General features: G+C 44.4%; 14 protein-coding genes and 1 pseudogene. 3 read left to right on the top strand and 12 right to left on the bottom strand.

Annotation, left to right across the window (positions count from 1 at the left end; genetic code table 11):
• Window positions 1-284: 284 nt before the first annotated feature.
• From L1D23_RS13760 to L1D23_RS13745, 4 genes are all read right to left on the bottom strand, one after another.
• A complete protein-coding gene (locus L1D23_RS13760) occupies window positions 285-2,276 on the bottom strand; it encodes a hypothetical protein (protein ID WP_239867194.1) in 1,992 nt (663 codons plus the stop codon).
• Window positions 2,277-2,289: 13 nt separating this feature from the next.
• The gene (locus L1D23_RS13755; protein WP_239867191.1) at window positions 2,290-5,922 is read right to left on the bottom strand and encodes a hypothetical protein; all 3,633 of its coding nucleotides are present in this window, start codon (window positions 5,920-5,922) and stop codon (window positions 2,290-2,292) included.
• Window positions 5,923-6,377: 455 nt separating this feature from the next.
• Window positions 6,378-7,757, bottom strand: a complete 1,380-nt coding sequence (locus tag L1D23_RS13750; RefSeq protein ID WP_239867188.1) for a DEAD/DEAH box helicase family protein — start codon at window positions 7,755-7,757, stop codon at window positions 6,378-6,380.
• On the bottom strand, window positions 7,751-8,281 hold the full coding sequence (locus L1D23_RS13745; protein WP_239867185.1) for a hypothetical protein: 531 nt from the start codon (window positions 8,279-8,281) through the stop codon (window positions 7,751-7,753). Before L1D23_RS13745 ends, L1D23_RS13750 begins: the two co-directional genes overlap by 7 nt.
• Before the next feature lie 103 nt (window positions 8,282-8,384).
• Between L1D23_RS13745 and L1D23_RS13740 the strand changes: the two genes are divergently transcribed.
• A complete protein-coding gene (locus L1D23_RS13740) occupies window positions 8,385-8,699 on the top strand; it encodes a helix-turn-helix transcriptional regulator (RefSeq protein ID WP_239867182.1) in 315 nt (104 codons plus the stop codon).
• Here L1D23_RS13740 and greB read toward each other — a convergent pair.
• The 5 genes from greB to L1D23_RS13715 all read right to left on the bottom strand — a co-directional run bounded on the left by greB (window position 8,696) and on the right by L1D23_RS13715 (window position 15,266).
• Window positions 8,696-9,175 carry a transcription elongation factor GreB gene (gene greB / locus L1D23_RS13735; protein ID WP_239867179.1) on the bottom strand — a complete coding sequence of 160 codons (480 nt, stop codon included), beginning with the start codon at window positions 9,173-9,175 and terminating at the stop codon, window positions 8,696-8,698. The two genes, L1D23_RS13740 and greB, sit on opposite strands and share 4 nt — an antisense overlap.
• Window positions 9,176-9,193: 18 nt before the next feature.
• Window positions 9,194-9,817 carry a gamma-mobile-trio protein GmtX gene (gene gmtX, locus L1D23_RS13730; RefSeq protein WP_239867176.1) on the bottom strand — a complete coding sequence of 208 codons (624 nt, stop codon included), beginning with the start codon at window positions 9,815-9,817 and terminating at the stop codon, window positions 9,194-9,196.
• A gap of 1 nt (window position 9,818) precedes the next feature.
• Window positions 9,819-13,622 carry a VPA1269 family protein gene (locus tag L1D23_RS13725; RefSeq protein WP_239867173.1) on the bottom strand — a complete coding sequence of 1,268 codons (3,804 nt, stop codon included), beginning with the start codon at window positions 13,620-13,622 and terminating at the stop codon, window positions 9,819-9,821.
• Complete coding sequence (gene gmtY, locus L1D23_RS13720; RefSeq protein WP_239867170.1) at window positions 13,619-14,917, bottom strand: gamma-mobile-trio recombinase GmtY; 1,299 nt, start codon at window positions 14,915-14,917, stop codon at window positions 13,619-13,621. The genes L1D23_RS13725 and gmtY overlap by 4 nt, the downstream gene beginning before the upstream one ends.
• Before the next feature lie 199 nt (window positions 14,918-15,116).
• Window positions 15,117-15,266: a hypothetical protein gene (locus tag L1D23_RS13715; RefSeq protein WP_239867167.1), complete on the bottom strand. Its 150-nt coding sequence runs from the start codon at window positions 15,264-15,266 to the stop codon at window positions 15,117-15,119.
• A gap of 172 nt (window positions 15,267-15,438) precedes the next feature.
• On the opposite strand from L1D23_RS13715, the pseudogene L1D23_RS13710 reads away from it, so the two are divergent.
• Window positions 15,439-15,774 (top strand): annotated as a pseudogene (locus tag L1D23_RS13710) (GreA/GreB family elongation factor); the annotation flags it as partial.
• A 36-nt stretch (window positions 15,775-15,810) separates the two neighbouring features.
• Here the strand turns inward: L1D23_RS13710 and L1D23_RS13705 are convergent.
• Window positions 15,811-17,691 carry a RimK/LysX family protein gene (locus L1D23_RS13705; RefSeq protein ID WP_239867163.1) on the bottom strand — a complete coding sequence of 627 codons (1,881 nt, stop codon included), beginning with the start codon at window positions 17,689-17,691 and terminating at the stop codon, window positions 15,811-15,813.
• Between the two features lie 243 nt (window positions 17,692-17,934).
• Between L1D23_RS13705 and L1D23_RS13700 the strand changes: the two genes are divergently transcribed.
• Complete coding sequence (locus L1D23_RS13700) at window positions 17,935-20,262, top strand: Tex family protein (protein WP_239867161.1); 2,328 nt, start codon at window positions 17,935-17,937, stop codon at window positions 20,260-20,262.
• A gap of 70 nt (window positions 20,263-20,332) precedes the next feature.
• On the opposite strand, the gene L1D23_RS13695 is transcribed toward L1D23_RS13700, so the two are convergent.
• Together L1D23_RS13695 and bioH are read right to left on the bottom strand one after the other, a co-directional pair.
• A complete protein-coding gene (locus L1D23_RS13695; RefSeq protein ID WP_239867158.1) occupies window positions 20,333-20,803 on the bottom strand; it encodes an ATP-dependent Lon protease in 471 nt (156 codons plus the stop codon).
• Window positions 20,804-20,912: 109 nt separating this feature from the next.
• The gene (gene bioH, locus L1D23_RS13690) at window positions 20,913-21,710 is read right to left on the bottom strand and encodes a pimeloyl-ACP methyl ester esterase BioH (protein ID WP_239837894.1); all 798 of its coding nucleotides are present in this window, start codon (window positions 21,708-21,710) and stop codon (window positions 20,913-20,915) included.
• Between the last annotated feature and the right edge of the window lie 2 nt (window positions 21,711-21,712).

Below are 21,712 nucleotides of genomic sequence, written 5' to 3'. Positions count from 1 at the left end.
ACCACCTCATATGATTGAATGATCATGTTAATTATTACAGTACAAAGATGAGTAAAAGTAAGTCAAAGAAACGCGATATAAATTGAGAGATAGTGCAAGTCTAACAACGAATGGGGCACAAACGTGCTAGCTGTGATTAAGCTGGCACGCCATTGGGCAATTCTTAAGTTGACACACGAGGCATGAATTGAGCCGTAATGTCGCTAACAAAGCTTTTAAACGAAAATAGGGAGTATATCTCGCCGCGTTAAACCCTGAAAACAAAGATGAGCACCGTTCATACGCTATATTGACTCTATTTCCTTAAGCTCAGATGTTGTACTTACCGGCAAAGCCAATTCTCTCAGGTGTTTAAATGGGAATGGGTATACCGTTGCTTGCTTATGACGAATATGGAAAACCCTCATCATCTTGAGTAACTCCTCCGGGGTTTCTTCAGCGTCAGTCAAAATTCGTCTGATGCGGCAGAATCGAGGCACGCTTTTGACATTGTCTTTATCGCCAACAAAATACAGCTTTTCTTCATCGTTATAGAAAAAACCTAGTGACGCCTCTATAAGCCCAGAGTCTTGCCCTTTCAATGACGCCGCTAGACGAAGTCCTTTTTCTTCGGCAACCCAATCGAAAAAGGTTTGTAGGCTACCCTTGTAGGCAATGGCGTTGTCTTTATCATTAAAAATCGCCTCTTTATACAAGGTCGTTGAGGCTGGATTTCGAAGTAGGAGTGTTTGCAAGCGATCTGCTACCATTTTAGGATTAACCACTTCAATATCACCTGCATTAAGTCGTTTGAGAAATTCTTCAACCCAAGTGCGCTTAATGCCGCTGGCGTAGCCGTCCGCAAGCTCACTCATTACTTTCGCTAACTGTTGATACTCAGGTAGTGCTACATACTTGGTATCTTCAAAAATAAAGGCATAACTCGACGCTAAATCAACAACAGCATGCTCATTATTTTTAAGCTGCCGTGGTAAATCCAGCAGGAATAGATCTTGAGCTCTGCGTTCATCAACTCGTTCAAAGGAAAGCTTACCGCCATTTACGAGCAGGGTATCATAGACTTTCGTGTTTCTATCTATTTGATGGCATAACACAAATAGCCAGTTTCCCTTAGGCCTAACCAGTAAGAGTTCACCATTCATCGCTTCTAGTTTCACGAAAAGCTCTTTCTTACACGCTTCATACTGGGATTGTGACAGTTTTCCTTTTTTAATGAGGGTTTGAGGGTAAGCAGATTGAATGATCACATCCGTTTCGGCTCGCAATTGCTTATATGGATCAGGCAAGCCTCTCGATTCGTAGTAGTCTTGGTCATGGTGAATCGCCAGGTTCAATGTCTTGGGTTTGACATCCGCGGAATGAGTGACTCGAAATCCATCTTTTTCTAAAGCATGTTCCAGTTCAATACAATCGCAATCGGTTAGATTAACTATGTTAATTGGGTATTCTGTTAGTAGGCCATCGATGGCACGATAAGCCAACTTGATGTCCTGATCTTTGAATCGAGCACGATACTGGGGGGACAAGGTTTCAAATTCGATCTGCATATAATCAGAAAGATAGCGTTTGACGTCTTCCATAAACGTTGCCAACACACCCATTTTTGATCGCCAGTACTTACCCGGGTTCTTCGTATCTAACGAGACCATTTCCCCACTCATCTTTTTGTCACGATGTCTTTTCTTAATGTATTCCCCTTCTTGAGAGCGAGTGAGTTCTTGAGTCCATTGGTCGAACTTCAACTTGGGTAAGTAGGTGCAATCACCATATAACTTGCCTTCAGCATTGGTGTGATAACTCACAGGAGTAAATGTGGCAGACACTATGTTCAATACGAGATGCTGTTTTTGCTCATACTCGATTTTTACTTCATAGGTTCGTAGTACATCAACCTTTCGCACAGGTTCAACATCACATAGATAATAAAGCCCAGCCCCTTCGGAGCACTTTTGGTGATCGCTTTGCAGTACTGGTAATGCACCGATGAGCAGTTTAGCCTTAGAACTGATCGCCATATCCGCTGAGGTTTGACGGGTAACCGCATAGTTAGAGTCATTGAGAGTGTGGGCTGCACCTTTTTCAACAAGTACGGCGTACCCATACTGTGTCTTACAAAGAGACAATGGCTTTACCTCCTCGTAAATTGTCGTCACAGCCTTGCCATAAGCTTGCTTGCCTCTCAGATCACAGTTGATTTTAAAAAAATCAAAGCGTCCATCAATTTGCTCATCGTTAAATTGAACATTAATACGGTTTACCAAAATTTCTTTCGACACGTTAGTTACTCCTTTAGATGTCCAACCAGCGAGACAGAGCTGTAATTGAGTCTATATCGACACTACCATCACGCTTATTGATTAAACTCGGGATAGCGATAATTGATGACCCTACGTGGCTGGGCAATGAGTTAAAATCTGAATCGTAGTACGATACGGGCTCATCTCCTTGCTTAAGCATGTTACAGACCACTAGCTTGTTTAGTTCAAGTGCCGATAGCTTCTTACTCAACTCAGCCATGGTTTTTTTACGTTCCTCATCTGGCAATGAGCGCACAGAGGCAAGATCCCAATGTTTAAAATCAATGAGAGCTTTGTTTCCTTCGCGAACAATAATTTCGTCAAACACCTCAAAGTGCTCAACCGGCAGAGATTCAAAGCTGAACTCATAATGTTTGAAGATAGCTTTACCGACTTCCTCCCCTAACGCTCCCAAATAAATGTTGATAAACATGGGAGGAGTTAGCATATAACGTGCATCTGGTGCCCATTGAGTTGCAAACCCCTTCGATTCAAAATGGGCCTTCGCAATTTCATTTCGCATAAAGATTGGTAGCAAGGAACGTAGCTCACTCACTCGCTTGATAGGGGCAACAGCCAGTTCAAAGAATCGATAGTCATCCGAATGCCGTTCATTCAAAGCAGGTGTGTAGCAATAACCACGGTCTTCTGGAGACTGGACGTAGTATTCCTCATAAGTAGGTGCTTCTACAGAGGCTGGCACCTTTAGCACGTTGTGTCTCAGCGACTGCCAGCCTTCAATATGTTCAGAGTTTTGTTGTTCATTGATTCGATATAACATTCGTTCTATAGCGCCCAGAGAGCGTCCCGTATGCAATATCGCTAAGTTCTGGCGATGTTTAGCTTCTCGATCAACGGGGGTGTTTAACATGCCAAATTGTTGCTTGGCATAGGCAACAAGCTCTCGGTATTCATGAGAAAAGAGGGACACATCGCGCTCGTCTTTGGATAGCAACTGAACCAGTAATGAATCCGCAACGATATAGACTGACTCTCGTTTCATTTCAGTTCGAGCCGCCCGCCCGACGGCTTGCTCAATCACCCGAAAAATAGCATTGATACTATCGGTTGAATCTTTTTGGTAAAACTGACCCTTTAACTCTCTGCATAAGTTAAAGGGACTGCTGTGTGTCACAACTTTATGCGCCCATATGTTACTGCTTTTAGGGGGGAGTATGCCGGCTTGCTGCAACGCCATACCGTAACTTAAAAGCAATAAGCGATCGCTCGTGCGAGTCTCAGGTTTACCCTCGACTGAAATTAGATTAGTTGGTTCTTCAAGATACATGAAGTCGATATCGGTTCGTTCGCGACTTCTATGTCCCACATGTCTCAATGAATCATTTTCAAATCTGGGGTCAAACTTGTAATCCGGATTCTTCCCTGATGACATGGTTTGATACGCCGTAATGGCTATCACTTTTCCTGGCTGGTTCTCAAGGTGCGAAATAACCTCTTTATCAAATCGCCCTTGCTTAAGAAAATGTGCATTGATGCCAGTGACTACCTTTACGGGTGCTTGTATATTCTCAGAAAGGTGTTTTCCATACCAGGTTAGGAACTTGTTTAAGTCACCTTTAATGCTGCGATTGAGCATACCAAGCATGTAGCGGTTATTGGGGCATTGTGCGAACCTCTGCATTGCCTCACACAGCTTGCTCAACCAGCTTAAATTGAAATCAATCTGCAGTTCGGTACATTGGAATAATGAACAATAAAGTAGCTCTCTATTTTTGGCTTTAGGGTTCCACTGCCCAAGAAGATCTCGAATAAAGACATAGTCGTGCTCTACATGACTAAGCACAATCTCAACCCCCCTCCCACTGTAATTGCGCTCACTCTCATAGTAAGTACGAATTGCACTGCGCTCAGACCGGGACAATCGAATAAAATTAGAACCCAAGCTTCGCTCCAGGTACTTTATGTCAAAATTATGGATGACAGAGGGGCATTCCGCGGTCGCACTAACTCCCAGAATACAGCACCCTGACTCTACCCACGCTGCCAGCATGCCAGTTGGAGACATGCTATAACCGTGATGTTTGAACATGACCGAATCTTGAGCTTCCGGGAGTCGGTCCACTTCGATCATGCGTATGCCTCGAGTATGGTAGTTAGCCGCGCTTCTGCGAGGGCTAAATTTCCTACCAACTAGATAGTTTAACTGCTGATTCAATTGCTGACGCAGGCTATGAAGATTGAGCTGATCTAGAATGCTGGCTATCGCCTGTGATGAGGTTAACTGACGAAGCTCATATTCAGACATTTTCTTGGAACGGTTCTCTCTGTACCGCTCTTCTGCTCGACGAACCAAAGAGTGGAATGTTCGATTGACCAGACGCTCAAGGCCACCAAGAAATTTAGGGAAGTCATTTTCTGCACGGTCTTCAAACTGGCCATAATGTGAGATCTCATGTTGTTGATGAGCATTGTTAAAACTGAATGCCAACCTTCCTTTTACGCTGGTAATGTGTGTCGTCATTGTGTCACTAAATAATAGGATCTCCTTGTTTTCTTTAATGACACTAGGATGCACATCGAAAGAGTACTGAAGCGACCATTTCTCGAAAAACTCTTTGACCTTATCAAGGTACTTTTCAAACATTTCCTCGATGCCATCGTACTGTGGTTTCGTACAGAGTTTCTGCTCTTTTAGATTGGAATGAATGGTACGTAGAGTCGCAAGTAAGTCCGTATCATTGGATGACACTAAATGCGTCAACATTTCCTGATGCTGCCGATCGACTTCATCAATTAATAACATGTTGTTACCAAGATGACTTGCGGGGTGAAACTTGCCTTTGGATTGCTGTAGCCCAAATAGAAACTTTTTGGTAGTCATGAATACAACCCGGGCGACACCAGTTTCTACTTTTACTCCCGGAATAAGTGCACTTAATAGCGCAACATTTCTTTCGGTCAAGGATACTGGTTTATCACCTAATTGTATTTTTTGAATGTGCCGTATGAGTGCTGAATAACATTCATTAGCAGTATCAGTAATGCGCTGAGTGAGGGTCATCTTTTGCGCTGCGGAAAGATTAACATTAAGCACGCTCTGTTCACTTCGCAGTTGATCAATGCTGTTCATTAACGCTGCATTTTTCTCAACCTCAAACAGAGTGAAAATTTTGTCCAGGGCATCATTTTTATGATCCAACATATCGAGTAACGAGCGGGAGTTTGAAGGTGCGTAAAGAAAACGCTCAATAACGGTGGCTTTTTGGATCTCATTGAGAAAGTTACTCTCTTTTACCCTTATCACCAGATTGTTATAGGCTTCCAACACATTATCGACAGAATTGGTAATGTAGTAGATGGTCCTCGGTTCGTAGTCTTCGCTTAAAGTCAGTTCTTGCTCAATATCATCTAAAGTTGCTTTGATAATTAATGACAACGTATTGTGCGTTTTACCCACACCGGTAGGAAAAGGCATTGGCATATAGCAACCTTCGGAAGAACCAATCACACGGGCCTCATAAAAAGTCTTTTCAAGTAACTCGTAAATGGGGTTTGTATCATCGAGCGAGGGAACCGTCCCGTGTGGAAACGCATTGATAAGACGCTGTGTACTGGCAGAAACTTGCTCAATTGTCATCATTTCACCTTGAAAGAGCTGTTTCATTCAATATATATGTAACTGATTACACAACACAATCACATATTCTTGGCTCTGTGCCCGACGCAGTATTTCGTTGCTATCGCTTGTTCATTACATAAGTGTGCTCACGCCTGTTTGGCCCCACATCGAATATAGTTTCAGTTTTTCTAGGGCCAATATGTAACCGTTTTACGAAGCTTCAATACTCAGTTCCGTCAAAAGCAAACCAGTAGAAATGCTGTGAGTTCTTACTCCTACTCAGTTTTAGGGCATTGTTGTTTTTGACTGATTTGTGCAACAGGCTGTTGCACAATTGGGAGACTGCTTGTTTTACGAACAAGCTACGCTGTTTTAACTGACCAATTTATCTTGTGAAGGTTTACCGCGCTCTAAACACATTACGGGGCTGAAGCATGTCAGTAAGTCACATTCTAACTTGCCCCAAAGTAGGTGAAGGTGGATACCAAAGGTATCCACCATTAAACTGCTTGAAACGCTGAAATAATACGCTGCTTGAACCCGCCAAACTGAACCTCGTCAGGAATGCTCGTGACGTCATCTACCGTGCGACCACGTTCAGCGACACCATTCCATCTCAAATCTGTATGGTTGCTTGTTGAATCGACATTGCAACCGTTAACAGCCACTTTTTGCCCTGAATCACTTGCTGTAAGTGTTTCGGGAGTGTCTGCCCTAATAAACATACAAGACTCTGGAAAATCTTGTTCTATCCGTTCAGCAAACGCAATCAAACTTTGTTCTGCGAAAGTGAATAGCCACGCTTGTTGGTCCAAGGCTTGATTCACTCGCAGAATTCGTCCTAGTACTTGTCTAAAATAAAGCTCTGTTTTTACTGAGCTCATATGACAACAAACTTGAAGGCGAGGAATATCAGTACCTTCACTAATCATTCCAACGCTGACTATCCACTGAGTACTATCCTTCCGGTAGCGTTCAATCTCAGCCAAGGGCTCTTCATGACGATAGGTCACAATAGAAACAGTTTGTTGATACTTATGCAAAAGTACCTTTTTAATCTCTTGGGTATGTTGAACAGAAGAAGCAACGACTAGCCCTCCTGCATTTTGATTTTGAGTACGTATCTCAGCAAGCTTTCTACAACCAAGTCCAAGCAAGTATTCCATGGCCTCTTGATTTTGAATTACGCTCTGATAAGGAGTTTTAGTTTGCTTTAGCATTTCAAGAATCGATGAAAACGATTCTGCTTTTCCGTCGCTAGTTATCGACAAGTGTTCATTGTCTACCAGTACTATTCTTGGTGCTCTACAAACCTTGTCAGCAACGGCTTGTTTCAGTGTGTATTGGTAGTTGACCAAGAGCTGCCCATCAGGATTGCTATACTGTGCCATTACTATCGGTAATGCATCTGAACGCCAAGGTGTACCTGACAGCGCTAAGGTGTAGGTTGCTAGCCCCTGAATCTTCGTAAGGATCTGTTGTCCCCAAACATTCGCCTTTTCGTATTCGGAACCAGAGCAATGATGCATCTCATCAAACACAACAAACACTCGATATTTACGCAGAGTTTGCCAGAACTCTTCGCTCAGAAACTGAATAGATTGGTAGGTTAGCGACTGCCCAATCGAACCCAAACCACCATTAAAAGTACAATTGAGAACTTCTGAAAAGGTTCTTTTTATCCCATCTGATACCGTTAATGATGGTGAGAAACACAAAACAAGATCAACCATCCCATCTTTCAATAATCTAAAAGCAATAGTTGCCGCCAATACTGTTTTCCCAGCTCCTGGGGTAGCTTGGCAAAAAAAGTGATATTGCCTGCTTTTGTAATTTTCTAACGCTCTTTCAGAGCATTCTTGCTGCCATTTTCTCAACATTCGACAACATCCGAGGAGATGGTGTTAATCAACTTGGTTAGTGCGTTCACTTTGCCAAACAGATGTGCTGAATGATCTCTCGCCTGTTGCAACATAGGGATGAGCCTCTTTTCCAGTTCGGGGAAACGACGATTAAGCGATTGGTATTCGTTGATCTCACCCAGAACAATCTCTAACTCAGCTTTGTACTGGTTTCGCTCATGGCGCAATACCGAGTAATCTGGAGTGGATTTCGCAGGAGATGCAGTATTCTTTCGTTCTACTTTAGGCTTTACATTAAGAGAACGAAACAAATGTGTTTGAAAGTATCTTTTATCTCGTCCTTCTCCCTCACTTTCAAGCCAACCGTTTCTCAAAAAACGAAGAATCTGTCTGTATAGTCTTTTTCTTGCCTCATCAGGCTCCTTCCAAAGCTCACTAATAGAAAGAGAGGCGTCGCGTAGTTCAATAACCGAAAAACCATCCATACCTTTTTCAATCAATAGCTTGTGCATAATCGCACTGATTTTCGTCGAACGTTTCATTTAAAACTCATACATAACCGAGTACTAAGGATTGCTTAGTATACAGAAATCAATGAAACTAAGAAAATCTTAGTTACTGTAGGTTTTCACACATGAACCGAAAATGTCATTTACTAGCCCAGTCCCAGCGAGGCTTAAAGAAGCGCGCAAAAAAGCCAAACTCTCCCAGAAAGCCTTGGGGGTGCGAATAGGTATGGATGAAGGTTCGGCAAGCGCTAGAATGAATCAGTATGAGAAAGCGAAACACGCTCCTGACATACAGACTCTAAAGCTCATTGCTGACGAGCTAGGCGTTCCTTTGAACTATTTCTTTTGTGAGGAAGAAAGCTCTGCCAAGTTAGCTTGCCTGATTGCAGAATTGAGTGAAGAGGAGAGGCAAGAGCTTATCAATAAGTTGAGCGGTTCCGAAGAGAGTTAGGATTTGGTGTAGCTAATCGAGTTAATGAACCATTCTTTGTCACCTTCAGGTGTACGAACTGTGACTTCGTCATCAACTTCCTTTTTGAGTAGCGCACGTGCCATTGGTGAGTCAATGGAAATATAGTCTTTTGCATCGCCATAGATTTCTTCAGGCCCAACAATTCTAAACGTCTTAACATCACCGGCATCATTTTCGATCTCTACCCAAGCTCCAAAAAATACTTTCCCTTCTTGTTGAGGCGAGTAATCGACAATGGTGACTTCTGGTAAAAACTTTCGCAAAAAGCGAACTCGACGATCTATTTGACGAAGTAGACGCTTGTTGAAGGTATAGTCAGCGTTCTCAGAACGATCGCCAAGGCTAGCTGCCCATGTGACGATTTTGGTGATCTCTGGACGCTTCTCATTCCACAGATGGTCGTGTTCCGCTTTGAGTTTGTTGTAACCTTCTCTGGTGATTATTTTTGTTTTCACTTCTACAGTCCAAGTTATCTATAAGTTTTGTAGCGCCTTTTTGATTGCATCGATAGTCGCAACACCGAAAAAAGACTTTTGAGTATCACTCGAGACTATACTGCCATCGTCTCCAACTTCCAATTGATGTCTGCGCAAAAACTCACTAGAAATAATGTACTCCAATGCGCTTCGCTCCAACTCCGTGAGCTTAATCGACGCCACAGAGATATCGACGTTATCGAACACTTCAATGACCTGATTGATAGGCACTACTTCATTAAGTAATCGCTCCGCTTCCTTCTTCTGAGCATAGAGAATGTTGGCTTGAAGCTTAACGATTGGATCTTCTAGTTCATCTATCCAAGCGTGCATCTTACCTTTTGAGGTGTTTCGTACCTGCCTAGGTTGGTCTTCTGTTGCAGAGTTGAAGCTAGCAATTAAGGTTCGGTAGGATTCACCGGTTTTGTTTCGGATGCTTTGTGCAGCAGGAACACCTCGCCCTTTTCCAAGACGAGCTATCGTTGAATAACTAAAGTCGTTCAATCCGCGTTCTTGTTGTTCCTTGCATATGGTGAACACGGCCTCTAATGAGTTCTGTACCCGAGATGATGCTTTCTTTTTTAGCTGACTCAGTACTTGCTCAGGAGTAATCTCTGACATACTAACCGATCCTTTTTAGTGGTTTCGACTTCTCAAACAATTCACGAATCGTCTTTTCGTCAAACTGGTTGTCTATCGATAAGTCCTTGAGGGTCAAGCTCCCATCCATGAGACGGTCAACGTTCTCCCAGCCCTTCAAGCGTGTCAGCATCAACTCTGTTAACTGGTTACCCACTAAGAGTTGTTCTTCTTCTGACAGTAAAAACAGTTGCGGCTGAATACCATTTTCAACCATCATTTTGTCGATCATTTGGGAGCGCCTGGTTACTGCCAAATCATCACTACAACTATGGTACAGTTCTGCATTCGAACATACCTCTGATAGCTGATGAAAACTGCTAACTTCATCTAACTCAACACCTAGTGTGAATTCATGCGGAACAATAAGCTGATACTGATTCTCCGCATTTTCTTTAGGGTTACGCATAAGAGTTTGACAATTATGTATATGTCGGTGAATCGCGTTCATGTCTGAGAGATACAAATCCAGCTTTTTCGCACGTGTTTCAATTTCTGAGTTCAAGTGTGCACGCTCTCCGACTAACTCACGTCTATCAGACTCCAAAGCCGACTTCTCTGAGTTATCCGCTTTAATTTTGTAAAGTTGGTGATCAATGACATCTATCTTCTCTGCAATATTATCAAGCTTCTGCCCAAGGGAAGCGTAACGTATAGACTGAGTGTTTATGGCTAGGCTAATCTCATTGAACATGGCTGAAAGTCCAACCAAAAAAGCAGGGCCGGTAATAAAGAAACGACACTGAAAACAGTTCTGCTCACCCAAATAACCTGCTGGTACGGGGTGATATATGTTGGCTTTCGTGGCTACAGGACAGCCCCCTTCCGAGCAAAAAGCACCTCCCACAGGGCAGATACCAAAGTCTTTCCAAAGATAGCTTGAGGCTGGCCGGGCATTGTCTAGTGAATTTAGTAAATCTATAGACGAACCTACCAACTGTGATTTCACCTCTTCAATTCGCTGCTGCTCCACAAAGGATTTGAGTGTCTGAGTTGCTTTGCTCATCGCTTCCCTTTCTCCCAACTCCATTTTCTCTCGTAAGTTGGCGCCTGTTTTATCACTCTTGGTATAGTAGATAGTCATTATGATGCTGGAGTGGCCTACCAGTTTCATGATGACTTCCAAAGGAATGCCGAACTCATACGCGTATGCGTTAATCAGACTAACGCGCATTGAGTGTGGAGTGTAAGGGGATTTGAAGTGTGAAAGCGGTATCGTTTGGCTATTTTCCAGCTCTTCAATCGATTGATTGTATTTCAATCCTTTGTAAGTAGCCGTTGTAATATCATTCTTGCCAGAGAAATATAGCGCTGCAGCAAGCCGCGTCGTTAGTCTGCCACCAAATGTGCCAGGCTCTTTTTCTAGATAGTCTCGGAATAAAAAACAGTTCGCCCCTTTTTGCTTACGCTGTACTTCGTTTAGATTAGTGCGCTCACAATCAAGCCATTTTGTTGGCTCCTTAATTGGATTGTATTTCTGTTGCCACTTTCTAAGCTTTACCAACCAATATGCCAGCTCTATGGGCATGAAGGGTATCGTGTAGCCCGAACCATCAAACTTAGTTTTGTTCGACGTGTAATGGACACCAAACTCTCCTTGCCCTGACTTACTTACCATGCCCTGCCGATTAGTTAGACCAGCCAGCATAGTTCTATTTTTCTTCCAAACGACTTTATTGTTCTGAAAGTCGGCGAGTTCTTGATCAGCCTCTCCAGAATCGCAATAGACGATTTGCATTCCTCTTGCAGGGAGTTGCATGAGTGAGTAGGTATAGGTCCAGTATGTAGGAAACCAAAGATAGGTTTTTCCATTTTCAACTTTGAAAACGCAATCAGGATCTTTTTTATCTATGAGAGAGCTATCGGTGATCGGCACCCAATCTGATGAAAAACGATGCAAGTGAGTCAAGTCCCGATAGCTTAACTTTTTCTCTACTGAGTCTGAGGGAAATATCCACTCTCGCCCCAGTTTTACAAATTGATAAGGCAGGTTCATCTTGCCTGTTTCATTGACAACTTGAGGAGCAGTCTCTCCATTAAAGTTAATGTGACTAAAAGGGTTTTTAGCGTCCTTGATGTGAGTAATTTCTCCGGTCTCTGTGTCTTCTAAAATAAGATAACTCGAGATAATCCAATCTAAGAACTCATTGATTGAGAACGCCCATTTTTTTCTTCTTGTCACTGGAACTTGTTCAAACAGATTGAGCATTGGTTGAATGTTTGTCGAGCCACGTGTGAGAAACTCCAGCGGGGATGTTTCAAAACCATTTGGCTCAATGTATTTACGAACAAATTCACACAGGTCCTTCGCTTTGGTATCTCCCCCACGTGCAGACTTGAGAAACTCTTTTATCGTCTCCGCCCACAAAGACCATTCATCAGTAAAATAATTCACTTGATACGGTCGTTTAACGCCCCAGAAGTCATAGGTGTTAGTCCAACCTTTCCCCTGATAATGCTCTTCTGGTTTTACTGGCATTCTGGGATCATTGGATTCCGCTCGAAGCTTCGCATATTCTGCAAGACTGCAAACACCTTTGCTTTGAACCAAAGCAGCTAGTTCGTCATATCCATAAGGTCGTGGTATATCGAGAGCATCATACCAGTTGCTCCAGTCAGGTATTCTTGTTTCAGGTTTTGAGGGTAATTGAGGATAGTTCTTTTGTGTAACTCTATATTGGGCTGAATTTTTGATTTTTAGAATCGCACATGCTGTTTTGAACTGTTTCAGGTTAGAAATATCTCTGGGCAATAAGAAGTGAATCCAGGTGACCCAGTCATCAGCATAAATYTGATGTGGACTCGAGGGAAGRCGTTCATCTTCTTTGTAACGCTGCAGATATTCCTGCTGCGATTGAATGCCCAATCCTATCGCCGCTTCGTGGGCCTCTGCATATGTCGGATACCAAGGCCGCTTTTCTTTATCTAGAAAACTAAACCAATCAACCCAGTCATCGGCATAWATTTGATGTGGACTCGAGGGAAGGCGYTCATCTTCTTTGTAACGCTGCTKATATTCYKGCTGCGATTGAATGCCCAATCCTATCGCCGCTTTGCTGGCCTCTGCATATGTCGGATACCAAGGCCACTTCTCTTTATCTAGAAAACGAAACCAATCAACCCAGTCATCGGCATAAACCCTATATGGGCTCGAGGGAAGACGTTCATCTTCTTTGTAACGCTGCGAATATTCTGGCTGCGATTGAATGCCCAATCCTATGGCTGCTTCGCTGGCCTCTGCATATGTCGGATACCAAGACCGCTTCTCTTTATCCAGAAAACGAAACCAATCAACCCAGTCATCGGCATAAACCCTATATGGGCTCGAGGGAAGACGTTCATCTTCTTTGTAACGCTGCGAATATTCTGGCTGCGATTGAATGCCCAATCCTATCGCCGCTTCGCTGGCCTCTGCATATGTCGGATACCAAGACCGCTTCTCTTTATCTAGAAAACGAAACCAATCAACCCAGTCATCGGCATAAATTTGATGTGGACTCGAGGGAAGGCGCTCATCTTCTTTGTAACGTTGCGAATATTTCGGCCGCGATTGAATGCCCAATCCTATCGCCGCTTTGCTGGCCTCTGCATATGTCGAATACCAAGGCCACTTCTCTTTATCCAGAAAACGAAACCAATCAACCCAGTCATCGGCATAAACCCTATATGGGCTCGAGGGAAGACGTTCATCTTCTTTGTAACGCTGCTTATATTCCGGCTGCGATTGAATGCCCAATCCTATCGCCGCTTTACTTGCTTGGTTTATAGTTGCGTAAAACTTTTTCAACAGTGAACGCCTCTCATTTGACGACGAACCTCTTCGTCAGAAGGTTTCAAGTAGACTAAACAACTATCAGGACTTTTATGGTGCATCGCTTTTTGAATTTCCATTTGAGAAAAGCCTCCTTGGTTTAATCTATAGCCGTAGGAATGGCGATGAGCGTGTGGAGTTGTCCCTAGCGATTTGTGGGGCTTTAGCCCAATTCGTTGAATGGCTCTGTTATATTTTTGAAGAAAGTTCTTTTTACTCTCAGGGTTACCTTTTGAGTTAACAAATAGGAAAGGAGAGTCTGAAGCTGGTTTAGTCGAAAGGTATTTTTGCAGTAACAAAGTGAACTCAACGGCTTTACCTGCCGGATAAAACATGACATCAAAGGATAGGTCGCGATTTGTGAGCAGAGGTCCTTTCCAGCCAGCGTAGAGCCTATGGCTTCTCGAATACTCATTCCTTGGATTCAGTCGGTATGCATTAGCCAAGAATTCGTTTCGTTTACTGAAACGTTTATCTGGAGACTTTCCATCACTAGGATGGAAAACCGAGATAAGAGCAGAACCTGATTTCTTATCTATATCCACATCATGGGTATATATATGGAAACACTCTGACAATCGTAGCCCACCAAAATGCATCAACATTACGATTAACTGACTACTAAAATCCGGCTCTCCTGAGGCAGAAACAAACCCGTGCAAAAGTAAGTCTTCAATTCTATCTTCTGGAAAGCGATATACCGCTTCGATATCGAATAGATGCCTCGCAGGTCCTCGAACTTTTCTAACAGCTGAGAATTGCTGTCGGGACGGTTTAGCTAAATGATTCAGAAAGCAACGACTGTGCCTTCTGTAGTAAGCACACCATTGCAAGCGCTCTTCTGCATGATTGGCTTTACGCAAAGGATTTAGCTTAGGTAAATCAGTACCATGGATGGTGTCTAAGTAGTCGCAGTAATCGGTAATATGACGAAGAAGAACATTCACATCTTCATTGCTTCGAGGAGACCAAAATAGCCCAGAGCAATCTTGCCCGTCTTGAATAGTTCCGAACTGTAACGCTTCAACAAAAGCTCTTAGTAGCTTTGTAGCCGATGAGAAGTTTGATACTCGGCGCTCTACGAACTTTAAAAGGAGCTCTACAGCGAAGGTATTGCGCTCAAGCCACGACTGAGATTTGTAGCGATTATCATGCAAAAATCTCAAATGAGAAATCAGCAAACCACTTTCAGTAAAAAGCGCTGGAAAGCGAAATGAGGGCCGACCTGTACCAGCTATGTAGTGCACTCCACGCTTTATAACGAAGTTCATTTCTTTGTTTTTTGAAGGTAATTATGCCATCCAGACCAATTTGAACTGTAATAGTGAGTCATCTTTACAGGGCAGTGCTTGAACTGCTTCGCCTCTTTGCATCCCAACCCATCACTATCACAAAGTCGACGGTTGCTCTTTAAAAACTCACTCCAACTCGTCCAGCGCTCGTTATCATTCATAGTTCACCTCAATACACTTATTTCCGCGTTTTCGGCACATCAATGTTGAGAGAAGATTCATCTTTCTCTTTTTTTTCGTAGCTCTCTCTATACTCTCTTGCTGACTTTATCTTCAGCTTAACTGCCGCCTTCCTAGCTTGCTCATAACTCATAAACTTTTCAGACATTTCGCACATTCCTGGGAGTTCACACAATTCAACCAATACTAAGGATTTCTTAATATACCAATTAGTATATAGTTTATAGTTCTCACAAATTCCAGTTTCATAGTTACCAAGCCAGACCTAACGGATAATGTGGATATGTGCAGTTTTAGTATGCTTTCCTAAGTAGTACTAATATCAATATAACAAGAAGCGTCTACGTGAAATTGACCGTCGTGTGCGCTATCTACGCAAACGCTTAGAGCAGGTAAAAGTGGTGGATTATGCGCCGCAGCAGGAAGGTAAAGTGTTTTTTGGGGCGTGGGTTGAAGTAGAAAATGAAGCGGGAGATGTAAAGAAATTTCGTATTGTTGGTCCGGATGAGATTTACGGTGATGCCAAGGATTACATTTCGATTGATTCCCCGATGGCTCGAGCGTTATTAAAAAAAGAAGTTGATGATGAATTCAGTGTCAGGACGCCAGAAGGCGAGAAAGAGTGGTTTGTGAACAGTATCTGCTACTCAGAATGACACCAGTGCCGCGCCGGTGAGCGCGGCACTGAGTTACTATTTTTCGTAGTCAGGTTCATCCGTCACGATATAGGCTTGGTCACTGCTGACGATCGCTCCGTATTTGAGGAAGTTCTCTCCTAAAATCATGCTGTAATGGAAACGGCCTCTATCTTGCAAATTGACGCGAATCGTTTGGTCTATCTCTCCTAGTCTGACTCGCATCTCGACCACAGGGCGAACGTTGTCTTTTTCGCCTTTCTTGGCTTTAATTCTCATCACATCGACCACTTCCCGTGTGAACTCCTGTTTCATGCCGACATCATTTTCGTAAGTGAAAGTGACCATATCTTTGCCGTTTTTCTGAAACTGTTTGATGTTTTGTGCGTTTATCGAGCTGACATCAGCGCCAGTATCGAGTTTGACGGGAAACGACAACTCTTCCACTTGGGCAACTTCGATGTACCCTGCTTTGAACAACGGGTGCGGTGTGAGCAGGTTTTCAGTTCTGGTATTTAACAGCACACCATTTTTAGCCATGCTATGTCCCATGACGAAGAAGGGTTGAGCATCGCCTTTCCCTAGTTTGTCGATAGCGAACTCCAGTTCGCGTTTTTTGTCCCCTAACTCGAATACGCCTTCGACAACCGGACGAACGGATTTACCAACTTTGAGTTTACGCAGGACACGCTTACTCACCGTTTTCATTTCACCTTGGCTGTTTTCAAGAATGAAACTGACCTGCTCTTTGCCATTTTTATTACTTAGTTTGAACTCTGTAACTCTCAGAAGCGGTGTTTTGACGACAAAGCTCGGATGAGCAGGGAGCTGGTAATCTTGATCTATGGTGATGGTTTCCTTTGGTGAGATCACCAGAGGGTCTGATTTAAGAGCGCTTTTAAAGCTGGTGTCAGCGTCTTGGAGCAGGTTTGCTTTCTCGGTGTTGATCACAAAGTGTTCGCTGGCCACATCGCGCCCGAGGCTAATCTGGCTGTCTAAATGGCCGCGATCACGAAGATAAACCAGCCAGTGTTGAGTTTGGTCTTGATTAAGTTTGACGGGTAAGTACACCAGAGGGCGTTCAGCTTCGCTTGTTTTCAAAGTGCGAATCAGAGGCAATGTCATCGACTTCCTCTCACCGTTCTCTCCCTCCAGTTTGAATGAAACTAAGTTGTTCTTCTTATCGATGTTGACATCCAGTGCATGAGCATTGGAGTAGCGGCTGGTGGTTGCTACGCTGACTTTATAAGGTAGGCCATCGACTTGCACCGTTTCTTTTTTGCCGATTACCTGAGCGTGAGGTTGTTCTTGCAGATAGTCATACCCAGCCATGACCCAGGCATTGTCTTCTAGGAAGGTTTTACCAATCAGAATCGGTGCGGAAAATTGACTGCGTTTGGTGAGATTGATCATGGCCTCGACTGTTCGTCCGCCGATGGTCAAAGGCATTTTGACCGCCGGACGGAGAATTGGCTTTTTGCTGGTTCGACTGCGAATAATGCTGATGCGTTCTAGATCATCTTTAATATTAATATTTTCACCTGTGTATGGGTGACGAATGGTGAAGGCAATGGTGACCTGATAAGACAAATAGGTTTCCGTTGTACGTTTGAGTTTCTTCTTACGTCGGTCGTTAACTACCGCCCACAGCAGATCGTTGTCGGTCAGGTGTTTAAAGTCAGGGTGTGTGCTGGATAGATGAATGTTTTCGGCGTGAATCGAGGTGGTATCGGCACCAGTATCGATCTTACCCATAAAAGGAACATCTTTTAGCTCTGGAATATCGTTGTAGTAGACGTTTTCTATGCGGCCTAGAATCAGATCGTTATCCACCTGATAAGCTGGTTGCTGTGTGGTGGCTGAAAGGGACTCTGACCAAGCGTGTGGAGTGGTCAACAGAACGCTGGTTAACGTCAAAAATAAAGAGAGCTTTTTCATGCAATGGTTTCCAAACAAATCAAGGTATCGATATAAGTAAACGATTTCACGTAAATATAACTGACTTAAATATAATGAATAAATGCACAATGCGACTGCAGTTTTGACACAAATGTGCACCGTGTCTATCAAGGAACGGTGATTTTTTCAGGGTAAGATTAAAAACATTGCAAAATCGATGAATTGCCCCAATGTCTAGGGCTGAAATACTCCTTCACATTATAGAATTAAGAGAATCCACGGATGAGCCAAGCTATCTGTCAAATGATTGCTCAAGAACTGAATGTTCGTACTGAGCAAGTTACCGCTGCTGTTAATCTGATCGATGATGGTAATACGGTGCCATTCATTGCCCGTTACCGTAAAGAAGTGACAGGTGGTCTGGACGATACCCAATTACGTAATCTCGACAGCCGTTTAGCGTATCTGCGTGAACTGGATGATCGTCGTCAGACGATTCTGAAATCCATTCAGGAACAAGGCAAACTGACGGCTGAGCTTGAAACGGAAATCAATCAAGCGGATAGCAAAACTCGCCTTGAAGACTTGTATCTGCCATACAAACCTAAGCGTCGCACCAAAGGCCAGATTGCGATTGAAGCTGGCTTGGAGCCGCTGGCGGACAAACTGTGGAACGAACCGCAAACGGATCCCGAACAGGAAGCAACGCATTACATTGATGCTGAAAAAGGGGTTGCTGATGTAAAAGCGGCTCTTGATGGTGCGCGTGCCATTGTTATGGAGCGGATTGCTGAAGACGCTAACTTGCTAGAGAAAATTCGTCTTCATCTGAACCGTAATGCAGAGATTATGTCTCGTGTTGTGGAAGGTAAGGAGCGAGAGGGTGAAAAGTTCAAAGACTATTTTGAGCATAATGAAGCACTGAGCAAGGTGCCTTCACACCGCGCACTTGCAATGTTGCGTGGGCGAAATGAAGGCTTTCTGACATTGGCGATGAATGCTGACCCTGATCAAGAAGAGGGGGTGCGTCAATCGTATTGCGAAACCCTGATCGCGGACCATTACGGTATCTCGCTGAGTCAGGCGCCTGCTGATGGTTGGCGTAAGCAAGTGATCAGTTGGGCGTGGCGCATCAAAGTTTCGATGCACATGGAAACCGAGTTGATGGGCGCGATGAAAGAGCGGGCTGAAATTGAAGCGATTGAGGTGTTTGCCACGAATTTGAAAGATTTGTTGATGGCAGCACCGGCTGGCCCTCGTGCCACATTGGGGCTCGATCCTGGTCTGAGAACAGGCTCAAAGATCGCGGTTGTAGACTCAACAGGTAAGGTACTGGCAACCGAGACAATTTATCCTCACCCACCACAGAACCAGTACGATAAGTCGGCACAAGTGGTGGCGAAACTGGTGCAACAGTTCAATGTTGACCTCATTGCTATTGGTAATGGTACCGCCTCACGTGAAACCGACAGCTTCGTCGCCGATCTGATAAAGCGTAACAACCTAAAAGTGCAGAAGATCATGGTGAGTGAAGCGGGGGCATCGGTTTATTCCGCTTCTGAATTGGCCGCGAAAGAGTTTCCACATCTTGACGTGTCATTGCGCGGCGCAGTGTCGATTGCTCGTCGTCTGCAAGATCCACTCGCGGAGCTAGTGAAAATTGACCCTAAATCGATTGGTGTTGGTCAATATCAACATGATGTCAGCCAGTCAATGTTGGCTAAGCGTTTGGATGCCGTGGTTGAGGATTGTGTAAACGCCGTGGGTGTGGATGTGAACACGGCATCCCCTGCTTTGCTGACTCGTGTTGCTGGCTTATCGAGTACCCTTGCTCAAAATATCGTTGATTACCGCGATGAACATGGCCGCTTTGAAGCGCGAACCACATTGAAGAAGGTGGCGCGCCTTGGGCCTAAGGCATTCGAACAGTGTGCCGGATTCCTACGTATCATGGATGGTAAAAACCCGCTAGATGCGTCATCCGTTCACCCAGAAGCTTACCCAGTGGTAAAAGCAATAGCGGAGAAAAACAGCAAAGACGTTCGTGCTTTGATTGGTGATACTCAGTTCTTACGCGGGCTTCATGCGGTCGATTATACTGATGATAACTTCGGTGTTCCGACGGTCAGTGACATTATTAAAGAGCTAGATAAACCGGGGCGGGATCCTCGTCCAGAATTCAAAACCGCGACATTTGCCGATGGGGTGAATCAAGTGTCAGATCTTGAGCCAGGTATGGTATTGGAAGGAGTGGTTTCTAACGTGGCCAACTTTGGCGCTTTCGTTGACATTGGTGTGCATCAGGATGGCTTAGTGCATATTTCAGCATTGACGGATCGCTTTGTATCGGATCCTCGCGAAGTAGTGAAAGCCGGTGATATCGTGAAAGTGAAAGTGATGGAAGTGGATATCCAGCGTAAACGTATCGGTTTGTCGATGCGTCTTACCGATGAGCCAGGTCAGGATAATCGTTCGCAACGCTCTTCAGATACTCGCGCTCAGCAGCGTCAAAGCCATGGTAGCAAAGGTGCTCAACGACGTCGTGATGAACCTGCTAATGGGGCGATGGGCGGGGCGTTTGCTGCTGCCTTTGCCAAAGCGAAAAAATAACCCCTAGAAAGACAAATCCCCGCAATCGCGGGGATTTTTTTCGGCATTTCCTAATCATTTGGCTTAGGAACTACAACACCGCAATGACATCTGAAGGTGTATTGGGTGCAACCGCATCACCATAGTGAAACTTAATCACAGTTCTGCGTTTGGCCATTTTGCCTTCAGTTATCGCCGCATCGATTATGTGCCTAGGTAACCGAAAGCGCATTGCGTAGCCTTTGCCCTGATCTTCGCTGTAGCTATCCAGAGCAATCAGCTGGAAAATCCGTTCGAGTGTATCTTTAGGATCTTCCTGATAAGTAGCTTTGACTTCTTCTTGTTCACCGGTTTCATAGCTTGGATGCTCTGCCGGATCCCAAGAGGATTGCCTTCGCCTTTTATCATCGGCTTTAACTTTACGTTCAGCGTTACTTTTGGTTAATGCCACTGTTGGAGTGACGGGTTCGCGAACTTTATTGTCTCGAGCTGCCTGCTCCGTTTGCACATTAACCGATGGGGCGATCAGCGGTACACTTACATTGGTAGGTGATACGATCATTTAAACCTCCTCACGCCCAGCCAGAAAATGCAATAAAACAGCGTTTTCTTAGCTCGATTATTTATCGGCCTTGATAGTCAAAATTTTAGCGTATTAGGCAAAATAATTTCTATTTGCTGACTGAAAAGCGAATAACTTGCTGACAAAAATCGCTAAATTCGGTCATGAAAGGGGCGTGAGAAGAGGCGTCAAACATATAGCTTTCACTGCCGGGCATGAGGTTATCGACTTCAGCGGCGACTTTGGCTGGAACTAAGCCATCGAGGCGTCCGTAGAGGCGCAGAGTCGGTGTAGAAATCTCCGTGAGTGCTTGGCGGTAATCGATATCGGCTAGTAATTGCAGACCTGACAGCAAAGATTGAGGGTTCGGTTCAGGGCGAGATAATACCGCTTGCTTGAGGCTTTTGACATCCTGACGCGCAGAGGGGCTCCCCATAGCTTGCAAGGCCATAAAGCGTTCAACCGTCACGCGAAAGTCTTCGACCAATTGCTCGGTGAATGCACTCAGGACTTGAGGCTGTATGCCGCGCCAGCGTCTTTCAGCGGAAAACTTTGGTGAACTGGCCACGGTGATCAGTTTGGCGATCCGTTCTGGGTGATGAATTGCGATATGCGTTGCCACCAAGCCGCCCAAAGACCAGCCTAGCCAAATCGCCTTGTCCGGTGCGTTTTGCAACACTTGCTGTGCGAGCTCTTCCATCGTGTCGAAGTGTAATTGATGGCTATGGCCAAAGCCCGGTAGGTCAACGACGTGCACACGAAAATGCTGGCTTAATTGCTCAACGGCTTGATGCCAGACCGCACCATTCATACCCCAGCCATGAACCAAGACCAAATCCTCACCCTGACCGGTGGAGTGCCAGTAAGGCGTTTCTGGTTTGATCTCATTGTGTGCCACGTTTTTCATCC

The sequence above is a fragment of the Vibrio sp. Isolate24 genome (genome assembly GCF_022398215.1).
Classification (GTDB): Bacteria; Pseudomonadota; Gammaproteobacteria; order Enterobacterales; family Vibrionaceae; genus Vibrio; species Vibrio coralliilyticus_A.
Note: the sequence above shows the minus strand (reverse complement) of the source record. Positions and strands in the feature narration are given on the sequence as shown.

What these genes read in the sequence shown, in the direction of transcription:
- L1D23_RS13755 (WP_239867191.1), bottom strand. Translation starts at nt 5,922, where the DNA reads ATGAAACAGCTCTTTCAAGGTGAAATGATGACAATTGAGCAAGTTTCT.
- L1D23_RS13750 (WP_239867188.1), bottom strand. Translation starts at nt 7,757, where the DNA reads ATGTTGAGAAAATGGCAGCAAGAATGCTCTGAAAGAGCGTTAGAAAAT.
- L1D23_RS13745 (WP_239867185.1), bottom strand. Translation starts at nt 8,281, where the DNA reads ATGAAACGTTCGACGAAAATCAGTGCGATTATGCACAAGCTATTGATT.
- L1D23_RS13740 (WP_239867182.1), top strand. Translation starts at nt 8,385, where the DNA reads ATGTCATTTACTAGCCCAGTCCCAGCGAGGCTTAAAGAAGCGCGCAAA.
- gmtX (WP_239867176.1), bottom strand. Translation starts at nt 9,817, where the DNA reads ATGTCAGAGATTACTCCTGAGCAAGTACTGAGTCAGCTAAAAAAGAAA.
- gmtY (WP_239867170.1), bottom strand. Translation starts at nt 14,917, where the DNA reads ATGAACTTCGTTATAAAGCGTGGAGTGCACTACATAGCTGGTACAGGT.
- L1D23_RS13715 (WP_239867167.1), bottom strand. Translation starts at nt 15,266, where the DNA reads ATGTCTGAAAAGTTTATGAGTTATGAGCAAGCTAGGAAGGCGGCAGTT.
- L1D23_RS13705 (WP_239867163.1), bottom strand. Translation starts at nt 17,691, where the DNA reads ATGAAAAAGCTCTCTTTATTTTTGACGTTAACCAGCGTTCTGTTGACC.
- L1D23_RS13700 (WP_239867161.1), top strand. Translation starts at nt 17,935, where the DNA reads ATGAGCCAAGCTATCTGTCAAATGATTGCTCAAGAACTGAATGTTCGT.
- L1D23_RS13695 (WP_239867158.1), bottom strand. Translation starts at nt 20,803, where the DNA reads ATGATCGTATCACCTACCAATGTAAGTGTACCGCTGATCGCCCCATCG.
- bioH (WP_239837894.1), bottom strand. Translation starts at nt 21,710, where the DNA reads ATGAAAAACGTGGCACACAATGAGATCAAACCAGAAACGCCTTACTGG.